Below are 24,834 nucleotides of genomic sequence, written 5' to 3'. Positions count from 1 at the left end.
GCTGTGCCTGGCGGTGCGTACTCGAGGAGGTGAAGCAGGCATGAAGGGGCTTACCCTGCGCCTCTGCCACCTCTACCCCGAGCTGATGAACATATACGGTGATCGGGGGAACGTCATCGCTCTGGAGCGCCGCTGTGCCTGGCGGGGCATACGGGTGGAGGTGAGCCGCCTCACCCTGGGTGACCCTCTGGATCCCGGGGACTTCGACCTCTTCTTCATCGGGGGAGGCCAGGACCGGGAACAGATGCTGGTCTGCGAAGACATCTCCGCGGAGAAGGGGGCCGCCCTGCGCCAGGCGGTGGAGGAGGGCGCCGCTCTGCTCTCCATCTGCGGCGGTTACCAGCTGCTGGGGAGGAGCTTCCTCACCTGGACCGGGGAACTCCTGCCCGGCATCGGGCTCTTCGACGTGGAGACGGTGGGAGGGGACACCCGTTTCATAGGCAACGTGGCCGTGAGGTGCACCCTGGAGGGCGCGGAGGGGACCCTGGTGGGCTTCGAGAACCACTCCGGGCGCACCCGGCTGGGACCGGGCTGCCGGCCCCTGGGGCAGGTCATCTTCGGCCACGGTAACAACGGGGAGGACGGGACGGAGGGATGCGTGTACCGCAACGCCATCGGGACCTACCTCCACGGTTCACTCCTGCCCAAGAACCCGCGCCTGGCCGACTGGCTCATCCTGCGTGCCCTTCGCCGCCGTCACGACCTGGAGGGCCTTCCACCGCTGGACGACTCCCTGGAGGAGGCCGCCCACCGCGCCGCCCTCTCCCTCATCCGCCGGGATAGCGGCTTACTGTGGAGGGCTATCCGCGGATCTGGAAGATAAAAATACGCTCGAGGCTCCGGTAAGGCCCGGGGCCGTTGAGGAGCCGTTTTAAAGGAAGGGCTAGGGAGAAAGGAACGAGAAGGGATGGAAGCCGAGATGCGTTACGTGATCGTGGGCAACGGAGGGGCGGGGTTGCGGGCGGCCCAGACCCTGCGCAAGCACGACCCCCAGGGGGAGATAACGGTCGTCGACCGCGAGCCTCTCCCCTGTTACTACCGCATGCGCCTCCCCGACTACATAAGCGGTTGGCGCGACCGCGATTCGGTCTTCGTGGTGAGGGATGATTTCTACGCCGAGAACGGCATCCGCTTCCTGGGGGGCAGGACGGTCGTCGAGGTCCGGGCCGGGGAGAAGACGATGCTCCTCGAGTCGGGAGAGGCCCTCCCCTACGACCGCCTGCTCCTGGCCTGCGGGGCGCGCCCCCGAAAGCTCGACGTCCCCGGCAGTGAGCTCGACGGGGTGGTCTACCTGCGCACCCTGGAGCAGGCCGAGGACATCATCCGCCGCGGGAAGGAGGCCGATTCCGCCGTGGCCCTGGGCGGTGGGCTTCTGGGCGTGGAGATGGCCCGGGCCTTCAACGAGATGGGCCTGCGCACACGCTACCTCATCCGCGAGGACCGTTTCTGGCCCCAGATGCTCGACGCGGAGGGCTCCCGTCTGGTGGAGAGGGTCCTGGAGTCCAAGGGCATCGAGCTCCTCAAGGAGGAGGGGATCGAGGAGGTCATTGGGGAGGAAGGGCGGATGAAAGCGGTGCGCACCACCTCCGGACGGGAGCTCCCGGCGGGCCTCCTCGGCGTGGCCATCGGCGTGGTCTCCAACCTGGAGTTCCTGGAGGGCAGCGGCCTGGAGACCGACCGGGGCATCCTGGTGGACGATCGCCTACGGTCCAACCTCCCCGACATATACGCCGCCGGAGACGCCGCTCAGGCCCTGGATCGGAGTTCCGGGGAACACCGCATCGTCACCTCCTGGCTTAATGCCCAACGTCAGGGGGAGATCGCCGCCGTCAACATGAGCGGAGGCGAAGCGGTCCTGGAGGGGGTGGTCCCCTACAACGTCATCGTCATCTACGGCCTCCCGGTGGCCTGCATAGGCCTGGACCTGCCGCCGGAGAACGAGGAGTACGAGGTGCTCACCGGCGATTACCCCAGGGATGGCAAGTACCGCAAGCTCGTGCTCCGCGAGGGCATACTGGTGGGGGCCACCTTCATCGGGGAGATCGGCGAGGCCCGTGCTGCGGAAGAACTCATCCGCCGGGGAGTCGATCTCTCCGCCTGGCGCGACCGGCTCTTCCTGCCGGGTTTCGACCTGCGACAACTGGCAAAAGATGCCAACAATCCATGAGCCCCATGGGCCTTTCATCCGTGTGGGGAACGGAATCGGCTTCCACGTACCCACGACCGGGTTTCCTGCGCAAAGTTTCCCGCCGCCACTGCGTGACGAGGAGACCATGCGGAGTCGTCAAGTGATCGATGCTGGCTCACCGCCCAAACTGCCATTGGAATAAACGGCGCGACCCGCCGTCGTAAATCGTCCCCGGCAAAGGGGCGTGAGGCAAAGGTCGCTTTTGCCCGAGGCTGAGCAAGATCCGAAATCCCCTTTGCCGTCTGTTCGATTTTTATGGCCTCCATCGGGAAAATCAACAATCACCGCGGGGTGAAAGGTTCATGTTGCCTACCCCGTAGTACTGTGCTATAGAATATGAGGGATTTAAGCCCCTGGGTGGAAAAGTCGGAAAAGGAGGAGTATTTCATGGGAGAGCCAAGCGACAAGAGGCCGGTCATCGACCAGGATGAGTGCACGGGGTGCGGGCTCTGCGTCGACGAGTGCCCCAACGACGTGCTGGAGCTCAACGACGACGACGTGGCCTACGTGGCGCGCCCGGAGGACTGCGACGGATGCGGGACCTGCTCCGAGGAGTGCCCTTCCGAGGCCATAACCATGGAATAAGCGCCTATACGGCGGCGGGGGAGCATAGGCTCCCCTTTTTCATCTGGGGGGATGCATGGCGGAGGGACAGGGGGGCGACCCCAAGGTAAACATCTTCTGGAAGATCCCCATGTTCGAGTTCCTGGAAGCGGAGGAACTCGACCGCCTCTACTCGCTGTGCGCCAGGGAGAACTTCTCCAAAGGGGATTACATCTTCCTCGAGTGTGACCCGCCCCGCAGCCTCTACGTGCTGGTCAAGGGAGAGGTGAAACTCCTCAAGCAAACCGACGATGGCCGGGAGATGATCGTGGAGATGGTCTATCCCGGCGAGATCTTCGGTGAGGAGGCCGTCTTCGACGGACAGCCCTATCCCATGACCGCCCAGGCCTTGGAGGATGTGGAGGTCCTTTCCATCTCCCGCAGCGACTTCTTCACCTTCCTCAGGGACAATCCGGACCTGGCGCTGGAGATAATCACCGAGCTGGGCGCCCGCCTGCGCGAGGCGCAGAACACCATACGTGCCCTGGCCATGGAACGGGTGGAATGGCGCATCGCCCGCGTGCTGCTCATGCTGGCCCGTAAGGCCGGTGTGGCCGGAAAGGAGGGGGTGAGCATAGACCTGCCCCTCACCCGCCAGGACATCGCGGAGATGGCCGCCACGACGGTGGAGACCACCATCCGCGTGCTCTCCAACCTCAAGAAGATGGGCCTCGTGGAGACGGGGAAAGGAAAGATCGTCCTCCGCGACCGCGCCAGGCTGGAGGAGATGGTCACCGAGGGCTGCGCCAGACGCTGACCCCAAGGCCCGGAGCGGGTAAAAGGGGCAAGATGGCATTTCCGGGAACGCCAGCCGGAGGAGGCTTCAGTCTATCCTTTTCCCCGCCGTATCTCTGGAGAACGCGCACAAGCACGCCGGAAAGGAGGACTTTCTCAGAAAGGCCACCGGGATCCCGTCCGTGGACAGCAGCGGGGCCTCGCCCCGGGGCAGGCTCAAGCGGGCGCGTAAGGGAATATCTCTTCCTTTGGGGGAGGGAATCCACGCCGCCCGCAAGCCCCTCCGCGGGCTTTTGCAACTGCAGTGGAGGTTCCAAGGAGGAGCTAGTGGCCAATGCCCCCGGAAGTGTTTATGGAGCCCGGTGAAGGTCTGTGCTTGTGATTGTACGCAGGGCTTGGGCGGAAGCCGTCGCCGGCAAGAGATTGGTCAAACACTCGCCCTTGCGCGAACCTGGAGCCGCTAAGAGAGTTGCGGGCTGACGCGGGTCATGGCGACAGCCACGGGTGAGCGTTTAGGATAAGTTGTTGAAACGCGGGATGACGGCGAGATTCGAGGAGGATTCGCATGCCGGAGGTCAAACTGTATTCCACTCCCACCTGCCCCTACTGCCGCATGGCCAAGGACTTCCTGGAAAAGGAAGGGGTCGAGTTCACCGTGGTGGACGTCTCCGAGGACGAGGAGGCGGCCCGGGAGATGGTGGAGAAGAGCGGCCAGATGGGGGTGCCGGTCATGGAGGTGGAGAACACCATAGTGGTGGGATTCGACCGCGGCGCCTACCGCAAGGCCCTGGTGGACGCCGGCATCCTGGCCGGATGAGGTCGAAACCGTCCTCCGGGCCTCTTTGCGCGGAGGCTTCCGGTAAGCGGCGAAGCGGGGCGCCCCGGCGGGAACCGCGTACCCTCGAGGAGCGAGACTCTCGGAGATGAACGGGGAAGACACAGGGGCGGGACGGCTCCCGGAGTTCGACATCCCGCTTCCGACCACGGCTATGGGCATCCTCCCTCACCGGGACCCCGAGAAGGCCCTGGACCTGGCCTTCTCCCTGGACATACCCTTCTGGCCCCAGTTGCCCAACCTCTCCTATTCCGAGGACACCTACGTGCAGACGGTTCGCGGATTCCCCGGAGCGGTGGTGGACCACGAGGGGCTGCGCATCCTCTTCGACGAGGAACTCTTCCTGGCCGGCCTGGAGGAATATCTGGGACTCGACCCTATGGACGACCTCTTCGCCGTTGACCCCGGAGAATCGCTGACCTACGCCGGATTCCTGGCGCGCGCCTCGGCGAAACACACTGCCTTGAGGGGGCAGTTCATGGGCCCCATATCCCTGGCCCTCATGGTCAAGGACGGGGAGAACAAGCCGGTCATCTACCGGGATGAGGTCAGGGAACTGCTCATCCGGCACGTGGCCTGCCGGGTGAACCGCCACCTCCACGACCTGCGGGAGATAAACCCGCGTTCCTTCGTGTGGGTGGACGAGCCCGGCCTGGAGTTCCTCTTCACGGGCATAACCGGCTACGCCGCGGAGAACGCCCGCGCCGACCTCGCCCTTTTCCTCTCCTTGCTGCAGGGACCTCGCGGCGTACACCTGTGCGGGAACCCGGACTGGGACTTCCTCCTCCGCTCCGATCTCGACCTCCTCTCCCTGGACGCCTACAACAACCGGGAGATCCTCGAGGGTTACAGGAGCGGCTTGGCCGCCCTTTTCCGCAGTGGGGGCTCGGTGGCTTGGGGCATCGTGCCCACCCACACCTCCCTTTTGGAGGGCGAGGACCCCCGGAGCTTGGCGGAGAAACTGCTCGCCATCTGGAAAAGACTGGAAGATGAGGGCCTGGAACCCTCGATGCTGCGCCGACGCTCCATGCTCACCCCCGCGACATGCTGCCTGGTCAACCCGGACCTCACTTACAGCGTGGAGAAGGCCTTCTCGCTGCTCCAAGAGGTACGAGAACTTCTCGTCGATTGAGGCGCGGAAAACCCGTGCCACCGGTCCCGCAAGGCCGCCCTCGGGATGCCGGCCTGAAGCGCAGCAGCATACCGGACGGGGGAATTAACGGCATAGTTACCAGAGGCTCCCGGCGTCACGGGCATAGGATCTCCGCGAAGCCCGAGGGCGCGTCCGCCCCGTACTTCGCGGGCGGGTGAGTACTTCAGTAAGAGTGAAGTGGGGCCGAGAAAAATAAAGAACGCCTACCCGGTCGGTGGGGCGGACGAGGTGGGAGCGTTGGCAAGACATCCCCATCCGGAATCCAGGGGCTGGAGGGAAGCGCCATCCAGCCCGAGGGAGAGGCGGAAAGCAGGCGAGGGGAGGATTCGCCTTCTTCCGGGTGGGGCGGACGAGGTGGGAGCGTTGGCAAGACATCCCCATCCGGAATCCAGGGCTTTGCGGGATTGATCCCTGAGGAAGGAGTGAGGCGAGTATGGCAACCGCGAAGAACATTGAGGGCAGGAAAGCGTTGGCCGCCCGGTCCAGGATCCTCTGGGAGATCACCGCCCTCCTGGTGGTGGTGATGGTCATTTCCGGTCTGGCCATCTTCTTAAGCGTGCGGGCCTCCCAGGACCGCCTCATTGAAAAGAGCGTGGACAAGCTGCTGGACGAGAGCGCCGAGGACGTCTCCTCCTTCTTCTTCTACACCATGCAGCAGAGGATGGCGGAGTTCATGGTTTACGTCCGCCAGGAGGGAACGGCGAGGATCGCCGCCGCCCTCCTGCAGGAGCAGCTCAGCGAGTCACAAAGGAAAATCAGCGATTACCTGGGGGAGCTGGCGAACACCAACCCCATGGGGGTCAACCTCCACATGATCATCGTCATCTCCAGTTCGGATTTCAGGGTCCCGGAGCCACTCATCTTCGCCTGCAACCGCGAGGACCTGATATACCATTGGAAGATACCACCGGACATCGCCGAAAGCCTGCTCGCCGGGAAGCCTTACGTGTACCGCGAAGAAGGAATCCCCGAACTGGGGCTGCAGGGGGAATATCTGGCCATCACCAGGAAGATAGAGGACCCGCAGCTCGGTTACGTCGCCGGATACCTGGGCTTCAAACCTTTCGCCGACGAGGTGTCCGCGGTAAAGGGCTACTATGACCAGGAGCGGCGCCACCTCCTCCTCACGCTGGGGACGGTGGTGGGCCTCTCCGTCTTGGCGGTCATCTTCGTGAGCTTCTTCGTCCTCAGCTGGCTCATACGCAAGAGGATAACCATGCCCCTGGAGCGCCTGGCAAAGTCGGCGGAGAGGGTGATGGAGGGGGACCTCGACGTCGAGATACAGGTCCAGGAGGGAGGGGATTTCTCCATCCTGGAGCGCGCCTTCCGGGAGATGCTGGAGAGCATCCGGAGGACCTTCGCCGCGGCGATGAAGGGCGAGTAGGGTTGGCCGACCGCCAACCCGCCTGACCGCTCCTCGCCGCCTCCGGCGAAGGGGGCGGGCTTGGGAACCAGCCCAAGACGCCGAATAAAACGGGTCCAGGGGAAGATGAGAGGCGTACATGATTCCCGACGACGCTTTCAGGGAGCTGCAGGTGGCGGTGGGTGAGGAGAACGCCTCCCGCGAGCCCGCGGTGCTCGACACCTATGCCTGGCAGCCCTTCCTCAACGAGGACCCCGCGCTGTGGACCCCGCGGCCGGAGGCGGTGGTTCTGCCCGGATCCACGGACGAGGTGCGGGCGGTGGTGAGGGTCTGTAACCGGCACGGGCTGAGGTTCAAGGCCTTGTGCACGGGATGGGGAGTGCATGCCGGTCCCACCGCCGTGGGAGTGGTGCAGGTGGACCTGCGCCGCATGGACCGCATCCTGGACATCGACGAGAAGAACATGATCGCGGTGGTGGAACCGTGCGTGAGCGGGGCCCAGCTCCAGGCCGAGGCCATGAAGCGCGGCCTTAACACCCACCTCATCGGGGCGGGACCGGTGTGCTCCCCACTGGCCAGCGCCACCTCCATGCACGGGGTGGGACACGACGGCATCTACATGAGCTACAGCCCGCGCAACCTGCTGGGTGTGGAATGGGTGCTGCCCGACGGGGAACTGCTGCGGCTTGGCTCTCCCGGCTCGGGACTGGGTTGGTTCACGGGCGACGGCCCCGGACCCTCCCTACGGGGCATAATGCGTGGAGCCTCCGGGGCCTTCGGCGGCCTGGGTATATTTACCAAATGCGCCCTCAAACTCTTCAACTGGCCGGGGCCCCCATCGCTCCGGGCAGAGGGTACCGTCTTCGACTCCGTGGTCGAACAGCCGCCCAACCTGCGCTTCTACGGCTGCGTCTTCCACCGGACGCACGACTTCGCCGAGGCCATGTACGCCCTGGGGGAAGCGGAGATCGGCTACCTGTGCCTGCGCGTAAGCCTGGCCTCCTTCCCCATGGCCATGACACCCAAGCTCTATCGCAAGATAATGCGCACGAAGAACCTTCGAGCCATCGCCTACGAGGCGCTCCGGTATCCGTTCACCGTGCTCCTGGCGGGGGATTCCATGCCGGAATTGGAGTACCAGGAGGCGGTGTTGAGGGAGATCGTCCACGGGCACGAGGGCATCATCCTGGACATGCAGCATCCACCACTGGGCCCCCTCCTTCCCCTCAACCTCATCCGCGCAAGCCTGATCCCCGCCGCCTTCCGCCTCGGGGGCACCTTCTGCACCAACCTGGACGGGAACGATGCCCTGGACTCCCAGATGCCGTGGTCCGAGGCCATCGCCGAGGTGAAGAGGCCCTGGATAGAGAGGGGGGCCATCCTCGACGACGGGGCGGAGAACCCCTATTTCGTCCCCTACGAGAACAACACCTGGGCCCACTGCGAGGTGGTACACATGTACAGCGTGCACGAGGAGAAGAGCCTGCAGGCCCTGAAACCCATCGCCTTCGCCTCCACCCTGGAGGCCATCGAACGCTGCATGACCCCCCTTTCCGTCCTCAGCCCGGAGGTGCGCAAAGCGCTGAGTCCGCTGGCTGGAAACTTCAACCGCTGGCAGAAAGGTATCTCGGCCGCCCTCGACCCCTGCGGGGCGGCGGACACCGGCCTCTACACCGCGGAGCGAGATTTCGATACCACCGGGGTCGATCCGGAGAAGGTCAAGCGCTTCGAGCGGCTGAGCGAGCTCTTGCGCTGGACTGACGAGGGCCCTCCGCCCTGAGCGGTCACCATCCGCCTCTTCCCACGCTTCCGCTCCCGCGACCCACCCGCATGCCTTCCCCCCTCCGGCACGGTCCCTCAAGCTGGGGAGAACGGCCTTCCCCCACACCCTAAAGGTCGCGGAGGCGGAGCCTGGTCCCGTGACCCGCCTCGTCCCGCTGCCCGGTCTCCGATCGGGTACAAGACCGTGTATACGGTCACCAGGTGCGGGTACAATCTATGGGTGAAGAAAGGTACCGATCACGCCGGCCGGCCGGACAGAAAGAGCGGACAGAAAGAGGAAGGAGAGCGACCATGCCCCTGGACAGGATCCGCAAGCGGGACGGCTCCGTGGTGCCCTTCGAGAAGGTGAAGATCGCCGCCGCGGTGCGTAAAGCCCTGGAAGCGGTGGGCGAGGGGGATCCTTCCCGGGCCGAATCCCTGGCCGACGAGGTAGCCGTCAAGCTCGAGGAGCGCTATGTCGGCGATATCCCCACCGTGGAGGAAGTGCAGGACCTGGTGGAGGAGACCCTCATCGAGAGGGGCCTTCCCCGCACGGCCAAGGCTTACATCCTCTACCGGGAGAAGAGGGCCGAGATCCGCCGCACCAAGGACTTCCTGGGGGTCCGCGACGAGCTCAAGCTGACCATCAACGCCGTCAACGTGCTCAAGAAGCGCTACCTCCTGAAGGACGAGCGGGGCCAGGTGGCGGAGACACCGGACCAGATGTTCCGGCGCGTGGCCCGTGCCGTGGCCGAGGCGGAGAGGCTGTACGACCCGGGGGCCGACGTCTCGGCCTGGGAGGAGGAGTTCTACCGCCTCATGGTCTCCCTGGAATTTCTTCCCAACTCTCCCACCCTGATGAACGCGGGCACCGAGGTGGGGCAGCTCTCCGCCTGCTTCGTACTCCCCGTGGAGGACTCCATCCCCGGCATCTTCGACGCTGTGAAGAACATGGCCCTGGTGCACAAGTCCGGAGGCGGGACCGGCTTCTCCTTCTCCCGCCTGCGCCCCAAGGGGGACGTGGTGCAGACCACCATGGGCATCGCCTCCGGCCCGGTCTCCTTCATGCGCATCTTCGACGTGACCACGGAGATAATCCGGCAGGGAGGCCGCAGGCGGGGAGCCAACATGGGCATCCTGCGCTGCGACCACCCGGACATCCTGGACTTCATCACCGCCAAGGACCAGGAGGGCTTCCTCTCCAACTTCAACCTCTCGGTGGGCATCACCGACGAGTTCATGGAGGCCCTGGAGAAGGACGAGGTGTACCTGTTGCGCAACCCGCGCAACGGGGCGGTGACCGGTAGCCTGCACGCCCGCGACGTCTTCAACCTCATCGTCACCCAGGCCTGGCGCACGGGGGACCCGGGGCTCATCTTCCTGGACACCATCAACCGCCATAACCCCACGCCCCACCTGGGGGAGATAGAGTCCACCAACCCCTGTGGGGAGCAGCCCCTGCTCCCCTGGGAGAGCTGCAACCTGGGCTCCATCAACCTCAAGCTCATGGTGCGCGACGGGAAGCTGGACCGGGAGAGGTTCCGTTCGGTCATCCGCACCGCGGTACGCTTCCTGGACGACGTCATCGACGTCAACCGCTGGCCGCTGGAGGAGACGGAGAGGGTTACCAAGGGGAACCGCAAGATAGGCCTGGGGGTCATGGGCTTCGCCGACGCCTTGCTCATGATGGGCATCCCCTACGACTCCGAGGAGGGCCTGCAGGCGGCGGAGGAGATCGCCTCCATCCTGGAGGAGGAATCCCACCGCGCCAGCTCCGAGCTGGCGGCAGAACGGGGCAACTTCCCCAACTACCCGGGCTCGGTCTGGGACAAGAGGGGCATCCCCATGCGCAACGCCACCACGGTGACCATCGCCCCCACCGGCACCATCAGCATAATCGCCGGCACCTCCTCGGGCATCGAGCCCCTCTTCGCCATCTCCTTCGTGCGCAACGTCATCGAGGGCACCCGGCTCATGGAGGTCAACCCCATCTTCGAGCAGGTGGCCAGGGAGAGGGGTTTCTACGGGAACGACCTGATGATGGACATCGCCCGCAGCGGCACCCTCCACTACGTGGAGGGCATCCCCGAGGACGTGAAACGGGTCTTCGTCACCGCCTTCGACATCGCCCCGGAGTGGCACGTGCGCATGCAGGCCGTCTTCCAGAAGCACTGCGACAACGCGGTGTCCAAGACCATCAACTTCCCTTCCGACGCCTCCATCGACGATATCGAGGAGGCCTACCTCCTGGCCTACCGCCTGGGATGCAAGGGGATAACCGTCTACCGCTACGGGAGCAAGCGGGAGCAGGTCCTCTACCTGGGAAGCGACTCCATGATGAGGCTCATGGAGAGGCCGGACTACACCATGGCAGAATCGGAGTACGCCGGCGGGTGCCCCACTCCCCTTTGCTTCTTCTAAACATGAAAGCTCCGAGGGGAAAGGCGGGACGGTGAAGGAGAAGACGAGCTCCGCCGTGGCGTTGCCGTGGTGGGATCGGAATACGAAGGCGGACCCATCCCCTCCACAGCGTTTCCTCTGAGCTGGACAGAGGCTTTGGAGAGGACCCTTCCTGAACCGTCTCGTGAAGGAAAGGGCCTACCGCGAAAGGTGCGAGATGCACGGCCCATCCCCTCCCCATTCCTGAATGGGAAGGGACCGGATGTCGCGGAACCGCGCAGGACTGAAACGACCGAAACAAAGCGAGTAAAGAACCGGAGGGTCGACAGGAAGGCCGGTCACTCCCCATCCCGGTGCCAAGACCGGCCGAACTGGAGCCCCGAGGTCCGGAGCGAAGGACGGAAGTGACGGGATGAAGCTGCTCATCGTGTACTGCGGGGGCTCCATACCGCCCCGGCCGGATCCCTTTTCCGTCACCTTTGACGACACCTTCGCCGAGCGTTTCATACGCCACCTGGTGAACGAGGAGGGCTACTGCAACGGCTGCGGAGCCCTGTGCGACCACTGCCGGGACACCTATGGCATCGACTTCACCGCGGACATCGCGGACGTCATCCAGCTCCCTTCCGTGCTCCCCTACTACCTCGACGACCCTGCCGAGTTATTGGGGGGCGAACTACCTCCCCACGAGGCCACGGTGGCCATAAACGTGCACCAGGAAGTCCTCCTGGCCCTACCCGAGCTGGCCCATCACGCCGGTTCCCGGGTGCTCATCGCCCCATCGGAGGCGCCGGAATGGGTGACGCGCTGGGTGAGGGGAGAGGTGCGGAAAGCCTGCCGCCGGCTGGACATGGGGTGCGCGTTTCCCAAGCCCTTCTGCTCCCTCCAGCCCGGCATCCACCCCACGGTGGACGAGTTCATGGAACACTTCCGCATCGGTTACCCCCGCCTCCACCTGGAGCTGGGTGACGGCTATATCCGGGAGGCCCGAGTGCTGCGCAGCGCGCCATGCGGGAACACCTATTACGTGGCCTTCAACCTCAAGGGCGCGCCGCTCGACGCCTCGGTGGCCGAAGTGGTCGCCAAATACTGGCACAGTTTCCCCTGCGTGGCCTCCATGCAAGTGGACCGCGAGCTGGGCGAGACCGTGCTGCACATGGGCGGGTTTATGCACTACCGGGCCGTCCAGGAAGCGCTCGCCGAGGCGGGCGTGACGGTGGAGCTTCCCTCCTCCCCGGCCCTGGCCCGCATCTCGGCCTGAACGGCAGCCGGGACCTCTCAACCTCCGGCTCAAAAGGGGGTCTCAACCGACCGATTATATTTATGGTATGGAAGAAATGAAACGCGCCGGCGGCAAGCTGGCACGTAAACGAGGAGGTGGATGCCCTCCGGATCAAGCACGTCCCGGGCTGGGAGTGTCCGGACGGTCATCGCCGGGGAGGTAAGGTCATGGCGGGCAAGAGGATCCTCATCGCCGACGACGACCCGCATATCCGCAGGCTCATCTCCGAGCTCCTGGCGGTGGAGGGCTACGAGTTGCTCACCGCCGAGGACGGGGAGGAGGCGTTGCGCGTATGTCGCGAGGAACATCCGGACCTCATCATCCTGGACATCATCATGCCCAAGGTGGACGGCATGGAGGTGTGCCGCCGCCTGCGCGACGAGACGGCGGCGCCCATCCTCTTCCTCACCGCCAAGGACGACATTACCGACCTGGTAAGCGGACTGGCCATCGGCGGAGACGACTACATCACCAAGCCCTTCAAGGGAGCGGAGCTGATCGCCAGGGTTAAGGCCGCCCTCCGCCGCGCGGACATGGTGCGGGACTCCTCGGAAAAGGAGGAGTACATATCCGTGGGCGGCCTGGAGATCGACCGGCGGCGGCGGGAGGTGTCCGTGGACGACCGGCCCGTTGAGCTGACCCAGACGGAGTTCGACCTCCTGTGGCTCCTGGCCAGCCACCGGGGCACGGTCTTCTCGCGCAAGGAGATAGTCAAGGCCCTGTGGGGTTACGACGACCCGGGAATCTCCCGGACCATCGACACCCACATCGCCCGGCTGCGCAAGAAGATCGAACGCGATTCCTCCAACCCGGAGTTCATCAAGACGGTCACCGGCGTGGGCTACAAGTTCTTCTGAGCAGCAGGAAGGTCGGCATCGAACCGAGATGCATCCTTCTAATCGCGAGGAAATTCTGATAACATAATGGGCTGCGGCGGGCGCTTAGCTCAGCGGGAGAGCGCTGCCTTCACACGGCAGAGGTCGAGGGTTCAAATCCCCCAGCGCCCACCAAACCAAAAGGTCCGGGAAGAGCGGTCCCGGACCTTCTCGTCTCGGAGGACCCGTCAAGAGGCGGACAACTCTTCGGATAATGCCGCCGCCTATCCTTCACGCTTTTTCCTGTACAGAACCCGCGAAAGGGCAGGCGCTTTCTCTTCCCGTCCTCCGGTCGGGAAATCCCCCTTTTTCACCTTGCATACAGGATGGAGAGCACCAATCACCTCGTTTTCATCCTCCATGTCCGTCACATCGTTACTCCTAAGCGTGCCGGGAATCCTCTGTCGCACACCAACCGCAGCCCTTGAAAAAGTCGGGTTTCGGCTCACAGGGAGGACCGGCTGCAAGGTCGACCGCCGACCGTCGTCTCCCAGAGATCCTCCTTAAGAGATGGATTCGCTTCCGATGCCGGGGACAGGTGCGGGATTGCTCGCGCGCCCTTAGGGTGAGCCGCGTCAAGTCGCGCGCCGGGATATGGACCGGATGCAAAACATCTTCGGTGATCCGGAAGTCGGGGATAGACTTGGAAGGGTTCCTCGACCTGCTGGCGAGGAAAAGCAGCGGCGGTGCCAACGACCCCATAAACATCTCCGGGCGATGGATGGCCGGGGACGGGTCCGGCCTCTGCGAGCGGCCTCAGTTCAATCTCGCTGCCCTCTCCATCCCGGCGGGCGCCTCAGTTTCCCCCGTAGCCGCAGGGCACCGCGTGGGCATACCAGATGTGCTCGCCCTCCGCCGTACCCTGGTCCATGATGACCTCGAACTGGCCCCAGACGGGATAACCCCCCTCCCGCCAGTAAGGACTGTTCTCGAGTTCCGGCCCCACCCAGATTATCTTATAGTGCCACACCTCGCCGCTCCCCCCCGGGACGGCGCCGTTCCACTCGTTGCTGCACCAGGCATCGGGGCTCCAGGGAGCTCCGTGGAAGCGCGCTTCGTCCCAGGCCTTGGACCACTTCATGACCAGGTTGTCATTGGCATAGGTGGGGTCGCCCCACACCTTCCCGTCCAGCACCCTGTCGACCCCGTCGGCCTTTCCCACGAAGAGACGGGCGCCGTAATTGTAGCCGAACTCGTCGAACCCGCCGCCGGCGACCGCCGTCCCGGCGAGCATCACGGTGAGGAAGAGAAAGACCGCCACCGCTACCAGCACTCGCGCGTATTTTCCGAGCATCCTCCGACCCCCCTTCCATTCCGGTGCCTCACGGCAAACATGCCGGCCCGTCCCCGGCGCGCCAAACGTCACTTCAAGGGGATTCCGTCTTTCGCCCGTCGGTCCTCATACGCCCCCTTAAATGTTACTACCCTCCTTTCCTTATTCCAACCTCCGGGAGAGCCTTGAGCACGGCCCGGCCGGCTCGAAGACGATCCCGGCGGTTTTTCCTTTTCCTTACAGGACCTTCGCGTGGGTCGGATGCGGTACCGTCTCCCTCGGGACGGTCATCAAGAGCTCACCTACTCCCTCCCGCAGAGAGGCTCGTTTTGTCAGGTCGACGGAGTGACCCCCCAACCCTATTCATGCCCGAAAGGGCTCTCGGGAAGCATCCCGCAACCCCTCCCGGCTGGTTGCATCGGTTTGACCCCCCTCTCCCCCATCGCCTCGCTCACCCTCGCTCCGGCCGTGGCGGACCGGGAATTCCCGGCGCTGGAGGCACGTCACTCTCCTCCCCTGTCACTGTCTCCTCCATCCGGGATGAAGGGTTCGCCCATTCTATTTCTTTCAAACCCCGAGGCGGTTGCCGTAACGGCTAAGGTGGGGTGTCTTCCGGGACGGTAGCGCTTTGGATACCGAGTCCGTTCCTCGAGAAGGAATCTGCCCTCAAGAGGGGAGTCTCCCAGAGGCCCGTAAACCCCTCGATGGGCCGCCAAGCTCTCAAGGATGGCCAGCCGGTTAACGATAAATATGTTACCCAGCGGTCATCAAAAAGGACTAACGGAGCGTGGTCATGGAAACAATATGTCCTTCCTGCGGCGTTCCCCTCATCATCTCCCGGACCCATGAATGGAGGAACGGTTGCATCGCCAACAGGGCCGACGGGAGCGCCAACTTCAGCGTTTACGAGGCCTCCTTCCACAACGGGGTCTTCGAGAGGCTGGAGCGGCAACTGGGTCCCACCATAAACCGCATGGTGTACATCGCCGGGAGGGTCGCCGCCGCGGAGATCGCCAGGAACCTCTTCTCCTCCCGCGCCCTGACCCAGAGGCTGCTCTTCAGGTCCCCTCTCTACCGCCTCACACAGAGGAAGCTCATCCTTTTCACCCGCTCCATCGGCATGGGCCGCATAGAGCTGCTCGCCCACCGGCGGGGAAAGGAGGGGGCGGTGAGGGTCAGCGATCCCTTTCACCTGGCCCACTGCACGGCGGTCATCCTCGGAGGTTTGGATGTCATGTACGGCTTCCCGGTGTCCTTCACCGCGCGGGTGGAGGGGGAGGCCTACTTGGGGGAACTGGTGCCCGGGAAGAAGGACTCCCTGGGCGGCGAGGACGCCTACCGCCGCCTGGCGTCGGAGAGATTCATCCCCTCACCGCTCCAGGATGGAAAGATGTTCCCATCCTGCCGGCGCTGCGGCGCACCCCTGGAGCTGGGGCGGTCCTTTTCCTTCGACCTCCAGGGAGGAGTGATAACCGAAAGGGAGACCGGGGACCGTTGTATCTTCTACGGCCACCGCTCCCTCCACGCCATCCTGCGCGAGTTCGAGCTCGAACTGGGCCCGGAGGTGAGAGGCCTGTTCGTGGAGGCGGAGAGGGAGGGGTTCTCCGCCAAGCTTGCACGACATCCGGATTACGGGCTCTCCTGGGACCTGAAGAGCCTGCGTTCCTATCTCGCGCTGCGGGGGATGGGTTTCCTGTCCCGGCTCGAGGTGAAGGGGGATGGCGTGGAGCTGGAGCTCTCCAACGCCTTCGTGCCCACGGTGGCGGTGGGGCGGCTTGTAGCCCTGTGGGAAGGATGCGCGGGGAAGCGGGCGGATTACACCTACGGGATGGAGGGAAACACGCTGCTCCTGCGTATCACGCCTGCCGGTTGAGGGGCTTGACAGGCTCTGACGGGATTAAAGGGCGGGGCGTGGGGTCCGGTTGCGGCCCGGAGGTCCAGGAATCTCTCAACAAACGGAACCCTGCTCGATAATCTGGGGTTTTCGCGGGGAGCTCAAGTCCGGGTCTGAAGCTTTAGTTTCTGGGTTTATGGTACATGATTCGGCCTCAGCGTCGACGATTCGGTTATATGTCGGGTTTGGCCTGATTTTCCCGCTTGGATTTTGGGGTCGGTGCTTGGCTTCAGGGGCCAGGGTTTAAGAGGCGATGTTGAGTCCGGCCGAGCGCCACGTGCCGGACGCATGGCCAGGGGTCGGAGAGTCCGGGAGTGGGCTCCTTGACATACGGCCCGGCCTCTCTTACCCACCGGCCGACCGCGGTTGGCGGCCCTCCGGAACAGAGGAACTCAAGCCATGAGGAGAAGGGGGAGGAGCTCCTCCGCCTCATCCAGCCAGGCACCCTCCAGGCAAAAGGCGGCGCTACGGTTGAGCTCCAGGGGGAGCGAAAAAGCGGCATGTTCGATACGCCCCCTCTCCAGCGCCAGGTGGCAGCAGGTCTCTCCCCCCGGCCCCTCGCAGCGCCCGAAGCCCCGGCCGCTTCCCCGCCTTCCGAGAGGAGCCTCCCGGGGCCCTTCCGGGGGCTCCCGCAGCAGCGCCTCCAGGATGGCCAGGGAATCCGCCACCTCTCCGGCCATGACCTCCACCATCCGCCGCAGTGTCCCCTTCCTCCCGGCAGCCGCGCGGGGAGACCAGCCGGGAGGCCGCGGGAACGCCTGATCCTCCGCCCGGGCGTCGCGAGCCGCCCCCAGGGCCCTGGCGAGAGGCCCGACCCAGGCTTCCCATCCCTCCCCGCGGGCTGCGCGGCATTCCAGCTCTTTTCCGCGCCTCCTCCTCCCTTCTTCCCGCGGAAGTACGGCCAGGCGCCCTTCCGCCCAGCGTGGAGGGGAAAAGGCCGAAAGGCTCCGGGACAGCTCCTCCCATTCCCGGGCAATAACTTCCATATAATTCCATATTTCGCGGGCTACCGGACCTCTCTCGACATGCCGCGCCCCTCCCGGGACCAGCGCCGCCGTTCCTCCACCTCCGCCGCTCAGCGAATCTTCCAATTCGGCGACTCCCTCGCCCCACCCCCGTAGCCGCCGGGAAAGCCGGAAACGCCCGCAGAGCTCCGCCGCCCTGGAGAGCCAGGAACAATGGGAACGCATCCGTAGGAGCTCCAGCAATGCCGCGCGCACCGCCCGGGCCGATGCGGGTACCGCATACCCGCGGGCATCCTCAAGGGCCAAAAGGAAGGAGAGCAGGAGCGGGAGGTCCGAGCCCAGCGACCCCCGTACCTTTTCCGCCTCTTTCCCCACCCTGACGCCCCTGAGGGAGAGACAGGGTGCTTGGCGGAGGCATTCCGTCACCCGGAGAACGCGCCCACCCGACACCTCCAGGAGCAACCCACCCTCCGAGTAGAGGACCTCCCCGTTTGCCGCCCTCTCCACCCCTCCGCCGCCGTGTGTTTTCGCCTCCGCTCTCGTCCCCTGCCTCTCCACAAGGAGATCCCCCCTGCTTCCTTCCGGACCGTAAAGCAGTTCCATCCAGCGCGTGGCGGAGGGAAAGAAACGCGATGCCGCCTCCACCAAACCGCCACCTTCCGGGGAGAGCAGGTGCAGGGTCTTGCCCTCCCGGGGGTCGAAGAAATGCAGGGCTTCCCGCCCTGCCGCATCCACGTCCGCCATGAGCAGCCGGAGCCCACGCTCGGCCAGGAAACGCAGCCTGGCCTCTCTCTCCCCGCCCGCTTCCGTCACCCAGACCCCACGGAACACGCCCTCAGCCACGCATCACCTCCGGTCCGCCGCCACTCCTCTCCCAGTCCCTTCCGGTCACCGCGAAGCCGCAGGAGACCCGTCCGATGGGAGAGCCTTCACCCACCGCCCGGAGCCGCCTCCGCTGCCGCGAAAGCGCGGCATCCACACCAGGGGCGTCAACGTAATACGGAAAGGATGAACATCCCCCACCATCCCAGGAACACGGCCAGATCCAGGGCCACGACCGCACGCACCAGAGACTTTCCCGGCCGACGCGGAGCCAAAGGCCACGGCAAAAGAGCCGTCGCTGTGGAGGCCGGGGCACAGGAGGTCAGGGCAACCGCCGCCATCCCCGCCACCCTCCGCCCCCTAGCCCACCACAGGAAGGCCAAGACCCCCAGGACCAGCAAGCATGCGCCGGCCAGTGAACTCCAGGAGGAAAAAGGGAACTCCAAGGGCAGGCCGTACTCCCTCATGAGCATATCCGCGACGCGGCCGGGGAAGATCCCCGTAATCGCCAGGAAGGCGCAGAGGGGCAGGGCCACTGCCGCGGAGACCCATGGGGGCGCCCCGTCGGCCTCTCCGCCGCCGGCGATGAGGGCCGCCGCTCCTCCCGCCAGGAAGGCCAGGACCATGACCGGCCAGCCCAGAAAGAATGTCGTCCCCATCGCACCTCCCTGGCCGTATGCCGGGGATCTTCCCGCCATCCAAAGGGAAGCGAACCCGGCCAGAGGAGGGAGGCCGAGGATGGCCGCCCCGCCTACGGTTCTCGCCCCTCCGCGCCGCCCCCCGTCAGAAGCCTCCAGCAGCAGGAGGGCCGGAATCCCGGCCAGGAGGACCAGCCTGGCGGCCACCGCGCCGCCCTGTCCCCCTGAGGAGAGGGAGAAGGTGAAGGCGGCGCCCAGGCAGTTGGCCAGCCATCCCCTCCTCACCCCCAGGGGTATGGAGCGCAACAGGGCAAGGGCGGAGGAAACCAGCCCCGCGGCGCCGATTCCCATCATCGCCCAGAGCCATTCCCCGCCCGGGTTGAAGACCACCCGCACGGCCATGAAGAGGAGGTAAGCCCCCAGGACGGGGTTGATCACTTGGAGGTAGGGAATCCGGAAAGCCTTCCCTCGCCCTGCGAGGAATGCCGGACAGGTGGTGAGGGGAAATACCCCGAGGCGCAGCAGCGCGGCGGCCAGAAGGAGCGGGAAGGCCGAGGAGCGGATTCCCGGTGCGACTGGGATATTATGGAATAAGGCTTTCGGCGCTGCACCGTTTATGAGGAGCACGGAGAGCATCAGGCAGAGGTCGGAAGCCATAAGGGGGAAAAGTGCGGCCAGATACCGCGTCCTCTCCTCCCCTGGCCCCTCCAACAGCACGGCACCGGCGGCGCACCAGGTGACCAGGGCGCAACCGACGGCCAGGAGGAGCAGGTGCTCTCCGAGCACCGCGGCCACGGCGCCGGCAACGGAGAGGTGGCCGAGTGTACGGAGAACCCTCCCCTTCCGCCCCTTACCGGCCTCCCCTCCGGCGAGGAGGAACAGGGAAAGGGGCCCGATGACCGCCAAGAGGGCGAGGAAGGCCAGCCTCCCGGCCTCAAACCCCCACCATCCCCAGACGAAGGGTCCCGGGCCGACATGCCTCTCCCAACCGCGATAGAGCAAAACGAGCAGCGTGGAGGAGGCCGCAAGCGCCCAGATAGATGGTATATATTTCCATGCGGGCCTCCTCACGGGGAGCGCGCTCAGCAGTGCCGCCGCCAGCCCGGCGGCGGGCAAGAAGGGAAGGAGCTGTACGGCCCTTATCTCTCCCAACCCCTCTCCTTTCCTTCCGCCTCAGGCTCCCCGCCCGGCATGGCGGCCTGCGCCGTTCCGGGCCCTTTCCCCGCTCCGAAGCCCGCCATGGGGATTATCCCCCACCTCTTCCCCCCGCCGCCCTTCGCGCTTCCCTCCCAACGGCGGCCTGCGCCCGTACTCGCGGTACACCACTCCCGTACGCTCCACCGGCCGGCCCGGCGATCCCCCGATATCCCGGCCGGCCCCTCCATGCAGCCCTTCACCGGGGGCCTCACCCGTTGGCTATCCCCGTATCCCGCGCCGCCCGCCTCCCGGTCCCGAACGCATTCCTACCCATGGTCCCGCTCCCACTCCAACATCCGCGCGGTGTCCGGCCCGTACCCCGGACATCCCCGGGCCATCCCGCCTTCTTCCTCAAGCCAGGAAGGAGGAGACCGCCACGAGGGCCAGAGAGAGGAAGGCGGGGATCGTCGCCCACCACTGCACCTTCCTCCTCCCCACCCTTCCCGAGCGCGAGAGCCCGACGCGCAGCAGGACTCCCAGGAGGAGCCACCCCAGCGAGGCGGGAAGCCAGACAGGGTATCCGCCGTTCCCCGCGCCCGGATATCCCAGGAAGAGGACGATGAACACGGCCGCTAGGAACACGCGCTGCCCGGCGCGGAGGGAGTCGGCGGCCAACCTCTCGGGCCCCGCCGCGGGAAGGCGAATCCCAGCCTCCCATGCCGGATCCCCAAGGGTGAGGAGAACGGCGGCCAGGACGGCGATGCCCAGTCCCCCGGACACGGCGAAACGGTATGGGCCATCCCAGAGGGCCAGGGAGGAGAAGATGTGTTCACCCCGCAAGGAGCGGAGGGAGATGTCAGGACCCCCCGGGTAACGGAGGGAGGCGGCGATGAGGATGGAGAGGAAGGAGGCGGCGCGGAGGAAGGCGGTGCGGAAGGCGAGGGGCAGAAGGGCGTTCCACCTCCGCCCCCCGGCCTCGCGCATCGCGGCCAGCGGCAGCGCCTCGGCGGAGACGAAGAGGAGGCCCATGACCAGGAGGTCTCCCCTGGCCCCGACCAGAGACACCAGGCCGACGGCGAGCGCCAGCAGGGAGGCGGAGAGGGTGAGACCGCCCGTTGGGGGCCACGCCTCTTCCGGCTCCCTTCCCGCCACCCCCTCCCCGCCACCGTCCGCCGTCTTTCCGAGAAGGAGCCCCGCCGCCTTACGCTCCAGGAAGAGGAGAAGGCCACCCGCGGCCAGCATGAAGGCCAGACCCGGAAAGAAGAGCAGTCTCAAGAGTTCCAGGACCGTCCGCATGGCCACCATCCGTCGTCTTCCCCGTGGCGGCCCGGCATTTCCGCCGCTTCCCCGAAACACCGGGGGGCCGGGCGCAGGTGCCGCCGGTAGGGCTCGATATCCAAAATGAGGAGCGCCGCCGGCCCCGGCTCAGCCCTGCTCGCCCTCACCCAAAAGCCAGATGGGGCTGGACCACGCCCAGTGCCCGTCCTCCTGTTCCGCCCGCAGGTAGTAGAGCCTCTCCCCCTCATCTCCGTCGGTCAGCCGAAAGCCGGCCTCCCTCCCGCCGCATGAGGACCAGGCCACGTCGAAGACCCCCTTCCTCCCCCGCACCAGCTCCACCCGGCGCAGGGGCGCCGTGCCCAGGACCCTTCCTTCCAGACTCACCGGCCCCAGGGGATAGTATTCCGAGCCCATAGGAAGGCCGTCGGCGTAGAGCTCCATCACCATGCGAGCCCCCGTGGTCCCGTACACGCGGCGGTTCCACAGGGCCCTCCATATCTCCTCGTCGGTCAGTTCCTCCGCCCACACGGCGGTAAGGCCCCGTGGGTAGATGTCCACCGGATGGACCCTCTCGTCCACGGCGTAATCGTGCCGGTCGCTTCCGGCCACCACCCCCAGGCGCAGCCCGGCGGCCAACGCTTCCTGGTAATAGTTGCCATATCCCGCCGGGACCCGGTCGTCCCTGAGAAAGCGGGGGAACCACCCCCTCGGATTCCCGTGGGTGACCGGGTAGGGGCCGTCGTAGCTCTCGGAGGCACCGTGCATGCTGTAGATCTCCACCAGGCGCTGCTGTTCGTCATCCGCCCCCCACCAGGCGTAGGCGGGGGGAATCCTCAACCTCACCATCTTGGCCCAGTTGAAAGGGAGGACGAACACCCGCCGCCAGGAGGTGTGGTGGGGAACCACCAGGGCGTGGTGGACGCGCAGGCACTCCCTCAGCTTGGTCGGGTCGTCACTCTCCGGGCTCAGCCAGCCGTAAAGGCGGGGGTCCCTCTCCCAGGGCGCGAAGTAGACGCCCCGGTGCCCGTACCTGTGATCCGACCACTCGTAGCCCAAGAGGACCACGAACTCGCCGGGCCGGTTGAACTCCTCCCGCAGCTCGCGGAGCAGCCTCCATTCCTCCTCCCTGCCCGAGGGCTCGAACATCTCCATGGTGTCATGCATGGTTATCGCCGCGAAGTCCAGGCCTTCCTCGTCGCGCGCCGAGCGATAGAACTCCCGCGGCTCGAGGTTGCCGTCGCAGAGGCAGGTGTGCACGTGCAGGTCGCCCCAGAAGAGGCGCATCCCGCCGCCGAAGGACACGGGGTTGCTCTCCCCTCGCAGGCCCCCCGCCGAGGCCCTCAGCCGGTAGACCCCCGGCCCCGCCAGGCGGTAAGGGACGGTGACCACGCCCCTGTCCCGGGGAGAGAAGATGACCTCCGGAGCGGTTTCCATCCCCGGCGGGGGAAGGAGGCGCACCGCTCCCTCGAAGGCGGGGTCCACATCCCCCCTGGCATCCACGGCCCGGAGGTGGATCCTACCCCTCCCCTCCCGGTCCGGGGAGGAGAGAACAGGCTGGAGGGCCTCCGCCTCCCCGCCCACCGCCTCCAGCACCGGGTTGCGCTCGATGAAACGGTAGAGGCCTGAGGCCCGTTCGTCCACCTCCACCGCCAGGTTCACCCGTGAGGAACGGGCGGGCACCTTCCACCCCCTGCTCCCTCCACTCCTGTCGCCCAGGAGGACCAGGATCTCGTCTCCCTCCCGCAGCCTGCCTTCACGTACCCGGATGCGGATCTTCCTCTGCTCCAGGTAGAGATATCCCACGTCCAGGGCTTCCAGCCTCACTCCGCAGCGGCGCAGGAACTCCCGGCCCAGAAAGCGCAGGGCTCCCCGCAGGGGGAAGTAACCCTGGGAGGCCACCTCCAGCCGGGCTCCCCCGGAGGTGCGCAGCTCACACCGGTAATAATTGGGAAGGCGGGGATGGCGGTTCTGGATCAGGCCCCATCCGTGGGCGTAGAGGAAAGCGGGCCTGCGGCCATTATTACCAAAATCTACCATACGGCAGAGGCTTATCTTCAGGCCCCCGTCCTCGGAGATCCCTCCCGGACCGCAGCGGAACTTCAGGGTGACCTCCGCGTATCCCGAGCCGGCCCGGAGCATGGCGGGCTCCACTTCCGCCTCCCCCGGTGCGCTGTCCGTTGTGGGAGCCGGCTTGCGACCGGAGCGGAAGAACTCCGGATCGTAGAGGAAGTCCATTATCCCGAAGATAAGGACCCCGGCGGCCGTTCCCGCGAGCCCGGCCGCGGCCTTCAAGACCCGGCGCAAGACCTTTCTCATCCCGGTCCTACCTTCCAGCCCATCCCGTTTCGGCGGGAACCGATTTCACAGGGGATATTCTACCAGCCCTCGGGTGGGAGGCAGGCCCCGGTGCCGGCGGCCGACGGAAACGGGTCTCGATTTCCTCCCCCGCCCGGCGAGGGGAAGTTCCCGGGGAAGGGAACCGCCGCCATCCGACTTGCGCCCGAGAAACGGCATTCCTTCCATAAGATGTCGTCTCTCGGCGCAAGGAGACGGATCCTCGTCGCTCATTGCCCAATATCCTTCGCCTGCTGTCCGTTGCTCGCTATCCCTTAGCGTTGCTGGTTGCCCGTTGCCTGCTGCCTGCTGTCTTTCACTCCTTTTCCTTTTTCCTCCGTCAGCTGCCTGTTTCCCTCCGCCTCTTTCTCTCCTGCCCGTTGCCCTCTGCCCTCTACTCTTTGCTCTTCATCCCTCGGTCTCCGGCCGGCGAGCCCCTTGGATGCCGTCCGCTCCGCGAACCGCTCCCACGCGGCCTCATTCCAGGAAGACGAAGGCGTAGCGGTCCTGCCTCTGCTCCTTGTGGGTGAGGACCTCGATGGGCAGTCCGAACTTGCGCACCGTGGCGTAGACGTCTATACCCAGGAAATCCTCTCCCGGCCGGGCTTTCTCCGGGTTGGCGCAATCCTGGCGGCTGGAGGCGGCACACACATCACAGCCGTGACAGTCGTAGAGGGCGAAGGCCCAGTAGTGCCCGTCCAGGAAGGCCCTCCGCTCCACCTCCCAGGCGATCTCGTTGGCCAGCTCCTTGCGGTGGGTGTGGATGAGCAGCGCCAGGCGGTAACGGCGCAGGAGGGGCTCCGCCTCCCAGGGTTTGATGAGGTCTGGTGAGCATTTCAGCTGACCGAACTCCGGACATCCCCAGGCGCACTTGAGGTAGGTGCGGTGGTCGAAGACTATCTCCGGGACCTCGACGATCAGTGCGTCGACCGCCCCCATCTCGTAGGCCAGGTTCACGTATCTTTCCATATCCATAGCCAGCCCCCTTCCACTCGTCGCCCAGACGAGTCCCTCGGTCACCGGTCCACGCCGTACCAGAAGCGGCGGCAGAACTCCCAATCCCTGAAGGCGCGTGCACCCCCGCGCATGAGGATTGCCGGGAGATTCCGCATACCCGCGCTCCCCCTACTCGATCCCCAGCCCCTCCCCGTCCATGATTATATGCGCTCTCCCCGGTATTCGACCGCAGCCTGGAAAGGAGAGCCGCATCTGGTAAGATATGGCAACTAATAATGGTCGTGCGGAAAAACCTTTTCCCGGCCCTTCGGCGGGCAAGGTTCCCCCGCGGGGAGGGGCCG

The 24,834-nt window shown here is 65.6% G+C and carries 18 protein-coding genes and 1 tRNA gene; 13 read left to right on the top strand and 6 right to left on the bottom strand.

Features of this window, described 5'->3' with window-relative positions:
• Window positions 1-40 precede the first annotated feature (40 nt).
• The 12 genes from H7007_RS09115 to H7007_RS09060 all read left to right on the top strand — a co-directional run bounded on the left by H7007_RS09115 (window position 41) and on the right by H7007_RS09060 (window position 13,330).
• Window positions 41-823, top strand: coding sequence for a type 1 glutamine amidotransferase (locus H7007_RS09115; protein WP_287154915.1), 783 nt, complete (start codon window positions 41-43; stop codon window positions 821-823).
• Between the two features lie 84 nt (window positions 824-907).
• Window positions 908-2,167 carry an NAD(P)/FAD-dependent oxidoreductase gene (locus tag H7007_RS09110; RefSeq protein ID WP_287154914.1) on the top strand — a complete coding sequence of 420 codons (1,260 nt, stop codon included), beginning with the start codon at window positions 908-910 and terminating at the stop codon, window positions 2,165-2,167.
• Window positions 2,168-2,575: 408 nt separating this feature from the next.
• Window positions 2,576-2,773 carry a 4Fe-4S binding protein gene (locus tag H7007_RS09105; protein ID WP_287154913.1) on the top strand — a complete coding sequence of 66 codons (198 nt, stop codon included), beginning with the start codon at window positions 2,576-2,578 and terminating at the stop codon, window positions 2,771-2,773.
• 55 nt (window positions 2,774-2,828) lie between these two features.
• On the top strand, window positions 2,829-3,548 hold the full coding sequence (locus tag H7007_RS09100; protein WP_287154912.1) for a Crp/Fnr family transcriptional regulator: 720 nt from the start codon (window positions 2,829-2,831) through the stop codon (window positions 3,546-3,548).
• A gap of 543 nt (window positions 3,549-4,091) precedes the next feature.
• Window positions 4,092-4,343: a glutaredoxin family protein gene (locus tag H7007_RS09095; RefSeq protein WP_287154911.1), complete on the top strand. Its 252-nt coding sequence runs from the start codon at window positions 4,092-4,094 to the stop codon at window positions 4,341-4,343.
• Between the two features lie 106 nt (window positions 4,344-4,449).
• Window positions 4,450-5,493, top strand: coding sequence for a uroporphyrinogen decarboxylase/cobalamine-independent methonine synthase family protein (locus H7007_RS09090; RefSeq protein ID WP_287154909.1), 1,044 nt, complete (start codon window positions 4,450-4,452; stop codon window positions 5,491-5,493).
• A 454-nt stretch (window positions 5,494-5,947) separates the two neighbouring features.
• Complete coding sequence (locus H7007_RS09085; RefSeq protein ID WP_287154908.1) at window positions 5,948-6,898, top strand: HAMP domain-containing protein; 951 nt, start codon at window positions 5,948-5,950, stop codon at window positions 6,896-6,898.
• A gap of 118 nt (window positions 6,899-7,016) precedes the next feature.
• On the top strand, window positions 7,017-8,657 hold the full coding sequence (locus H7007_RS09080; RefSeq protein WP_287154907.1) for an FAD-binding oxidoreductase: 1,641 nt from the start codon (window positions 7,017-7,019) through the stop codon (window positions 8,655-8,657).
• A gap of 293 nt (window positions 8,658-8,950) precedes the next feature.
• A complete protein-coding gene (locus tag H7007_RS09075) occupies window positions 8,951-11,059 on the top strand; it encodes a vitamin B12-dependent ribonucleotide reductase (protein ID WP_287154906.1) in 2,109 nt (702 codons plus the stop codon).
• Window positions 11,060-11,450: 391 nt separating this feature from the next.
• Window positions 11,451-12,299, top strand: coding sequence for a DUF166 domain-containing protein (locus H7007_RS09070; RefSeq protein WP_287154905.1), 849 nt, complete (start codon window positions 11,451-11,453; stop codon window positions 12,297-12,299).
• 188 nt (window positions 12,300-12,487) lie between these two features.
• On the top strand, window positions 12,488-13,177 hold the full coding sequence (locus H7007_RS09065) for a response regulator (protein WP_287154904.1): 690 nt from the start codon (window positions 12,488-12,490) through the stop codon (window positions 13,175-13,177).
• Between the two features lie 78 nt (window positions 13,178-13,255).
• A tRNA-Val gene (locus H7007_RS09060) sits at window positions 13,256-13,330 on the top strand.
• Between the two features lie 661 nt (window positions 13,331-13,991).
• Here H7007_RS09060 and H7007_RS09055 read toward each other — a convergent pair.
• Entirely contained in the window at window positions 13,992-14,489 is a 498-nt protein-coding gene (locus H7007_RS09055; RefSeq protein ID WP_287154903.1) for a hypothetical protein, read from the bottom strand.
• A gap of 772 nt (window positions 14,490-15,261) precedes the next feature.
• Here H7007_RS09055 and H7007_RS09050 point away from each other — a divergent pair.
• On the top strand, window positions 15,262-16,341 hold the full coding sequence (locus H7007_RS09050) for a hypothetical protein (RefSeq protein WP_287154902.1): 1,080 nt from the start codon (window positions 15,262-15,264) through the stop codon (window positions 16,339-16,341).
• Between the two features lie 413 nt (window positions 16,342-16,754).
• Here the strand turns inward: H7007_RS09050 and H7007_RS09045 are convergent, their stop codons facing one another.
• From H7007_RS09045 to H7007_RS09025, 5 genes are all read right to left on the bottom strand, one after another.
• The gene (locus H7007_RS09045) at window positions 16,755-18,170 is read right to left on the bottom strand and encodes a hypothetical protein (protein ID WP_287154901.1); all 1,416 of its coding nucleotides are present in this window, start codon (window positions 18,168-18,170) and stop codon (window positions 16,755-16,757) included.
• Window positions 18,171-18,316: 146 nt separating this feature from the next.
• Window positions 18,317-19,939 (bottom strand): hypothetical protein, encoded by a 1,623-nt coding sequence (locus H7007_RS09040; RefSeq protein WP_287154899.1) that lies wholly within the window; start codon window positions 19,937-19,939, stop codon window positions 18,317-18,319.
• A gap of 396 nt (window positions 19,940-20,335) precedes the next feature.
• Window positions 20,336-21,229 (bottom strand): hypothetical protein, encoded by an 894-nt coding sequence (locus H7007_RS09035; protein WP_287154897.1) that lies wholly within the window; start codon window positions 21,227-21,229, stop codon window positions 20,336-20,338.
• Window positions 21,230-21,349: 120 nt separating this feature from the next.
• The gene (locus H7007_RS09030) at window positions 21,350-23,518 is read right to left on the bottom strand and encodes a CehA/McbA family metallohydrolase (RefSeq protein ID WP_287154895.1); all 2,169 of its coding nucleotides are present in this window, start codon (window positions 23,516-23,518) and stop codon (window positions 21,350-21,352) included.
• Between the two features lie 495 nt (window positions 23,519-24,013).
• Window positions 24,014-24,511, bottom strand: coding sequence for a DUF2284 domain-containing protein (locus H7007_RS09025; RefSeq protein WP_287154893.1), 498 nt, complete (start codon window positions 24,509-24,511; stop codon window positions 24,014-24,016).
• Between the last annotated feature and the right edge of the window lie 323 nt (window positions 24,512-24,834).

The organism is Candidatus Solincola tengchongensis (assembly GCF_015711935.1).
Classification (GTDB): domain Bacteria; phylum Actinomycetota; class Geothermincolia; order Geothermincolales; family RBG-13-55-18; genus Solincola_A; species Solincola_A tengchongensis.
Note: the sequence above shows the minus strand (reverse complement) of the source record. Positions and strands in the feature narration are given on the sequence as shown.

Excerpts from the sequence above, each read along its gene's own strand:
- H7007_RS09090 (WP_287154909.1), top strand. The coding sequence starts at position 4,450 with ATGAACGGGGAAGACACAGGGGCGGGACGGCTCCCGGAGTTCGACATC.
- H7007_RS09085 (WP_287154908.1), top strand. The coding sequence starts at position 5,948 with ATGGCAACCGCGAAGAACATTGAGGGCAGGAAAGCGTTGGCCGCCCGG.
- H7007_RS09100 (WP_287154912.1), top strand. The coding sequence starts at position 2,829 with ATGGCGGAGGGACAGGGGGGCGACCCCAAGGTAAACATCTTCTGGAAG.
- H7007_RS09105 (WP_287154913.1), top strand. The coding sequence starts at position 2,576 with ATGGGAGAGCCAAGCGACAAGAGGCCGGTCATCGACCAGGATGAGTGC.
- H7007_RS09080 (WP_287154907.1), top strand. The coding sequence starts at position 7,017 with ATGATTCCCGACGACGCTTTCAGGGAGCTGCAGGTGGCGGTGGGTGAG.
- H7007_RS09030 (WP_287154895.1), bottom strand. The coding sequence starts at position 23,518 with ATGAGAAAGGTCTTGCGCCGGGTCTTGAAGGCCGCGGCCGGGCTCGCG.
- H7007_RS09110 (WP_287154914.1), top strand. The coding sequence starts at position 908 with ATGGAAGCCGAGATGCGTTACGTGATCGTGGGCAACGGAGGGGCGGGG.
- H7007_RS09035 (WP_287154897.1), bottom strand. The coding sequence starts at position 21,229 with ATGGTGGCCATGCGGACGGTCCTGGAACTCTTGAGACTGCTCTTCTTT.
- H7007_RS09065 (WP_287154904.1), top strand. The coding sequence starts at position 12,488 with ATGGCGGGCAAGAGGATCCTCATCGCCGACGACGACCCGCATATCCGC.
- H7007_RS09055 (WP_287154903.1), bottom strand. The coding sequence starts at position 14,489 with ATGCTCGGAAAATACGCGCGAGTGCTGGTAGCGGTGGCGGTCTTTCTC.
- H7007_RS09050 (WP_287154902.1), top strand. The coding sequence starts at position 15,262 with ATGGAAACAATATGTCCTTCCTGCGGCGTTCCCCTCATCATCTCCCGG.
- H7007_RS09075 (WP_287154906.1), top strand. The coding sequence starts at position 8,951 with ATGCCCCTGGACAGGATCCGCAAGCGGGACGGCTCCGTGGTGCCCTTC.
- H7007_RS09095 (WP_287154911.1), top strand. The coding sequence starts at position 4,092 with ATGCCGGAGGTCAAACTGTATTCCACTCCCACCTGCCCCTACTGCCGC.
- H7007_RS09025 (WP_287154893.1), bottom strand. The coding sequence starts at position 24,511 with ATGGATATGGAAAGATACGTGAACCTGGCCTACGAGATGGGGGCGGTC.
- H7007_RS09115 (WP_287154915.1), top strand. The coding sequence starts at position 41 with ATGAAGGGGCTTACCCTGCGCCTCTGCCACCTCTACCCCGAGCTGATG.
- H7007_RS09070 (WP_287154905.1), top strand. The coding sequence starts at position 11,451 with ATGAAGCTGCTCATCGTGTACTGCGGGGGCTCCATACCGCCCCGGCCG.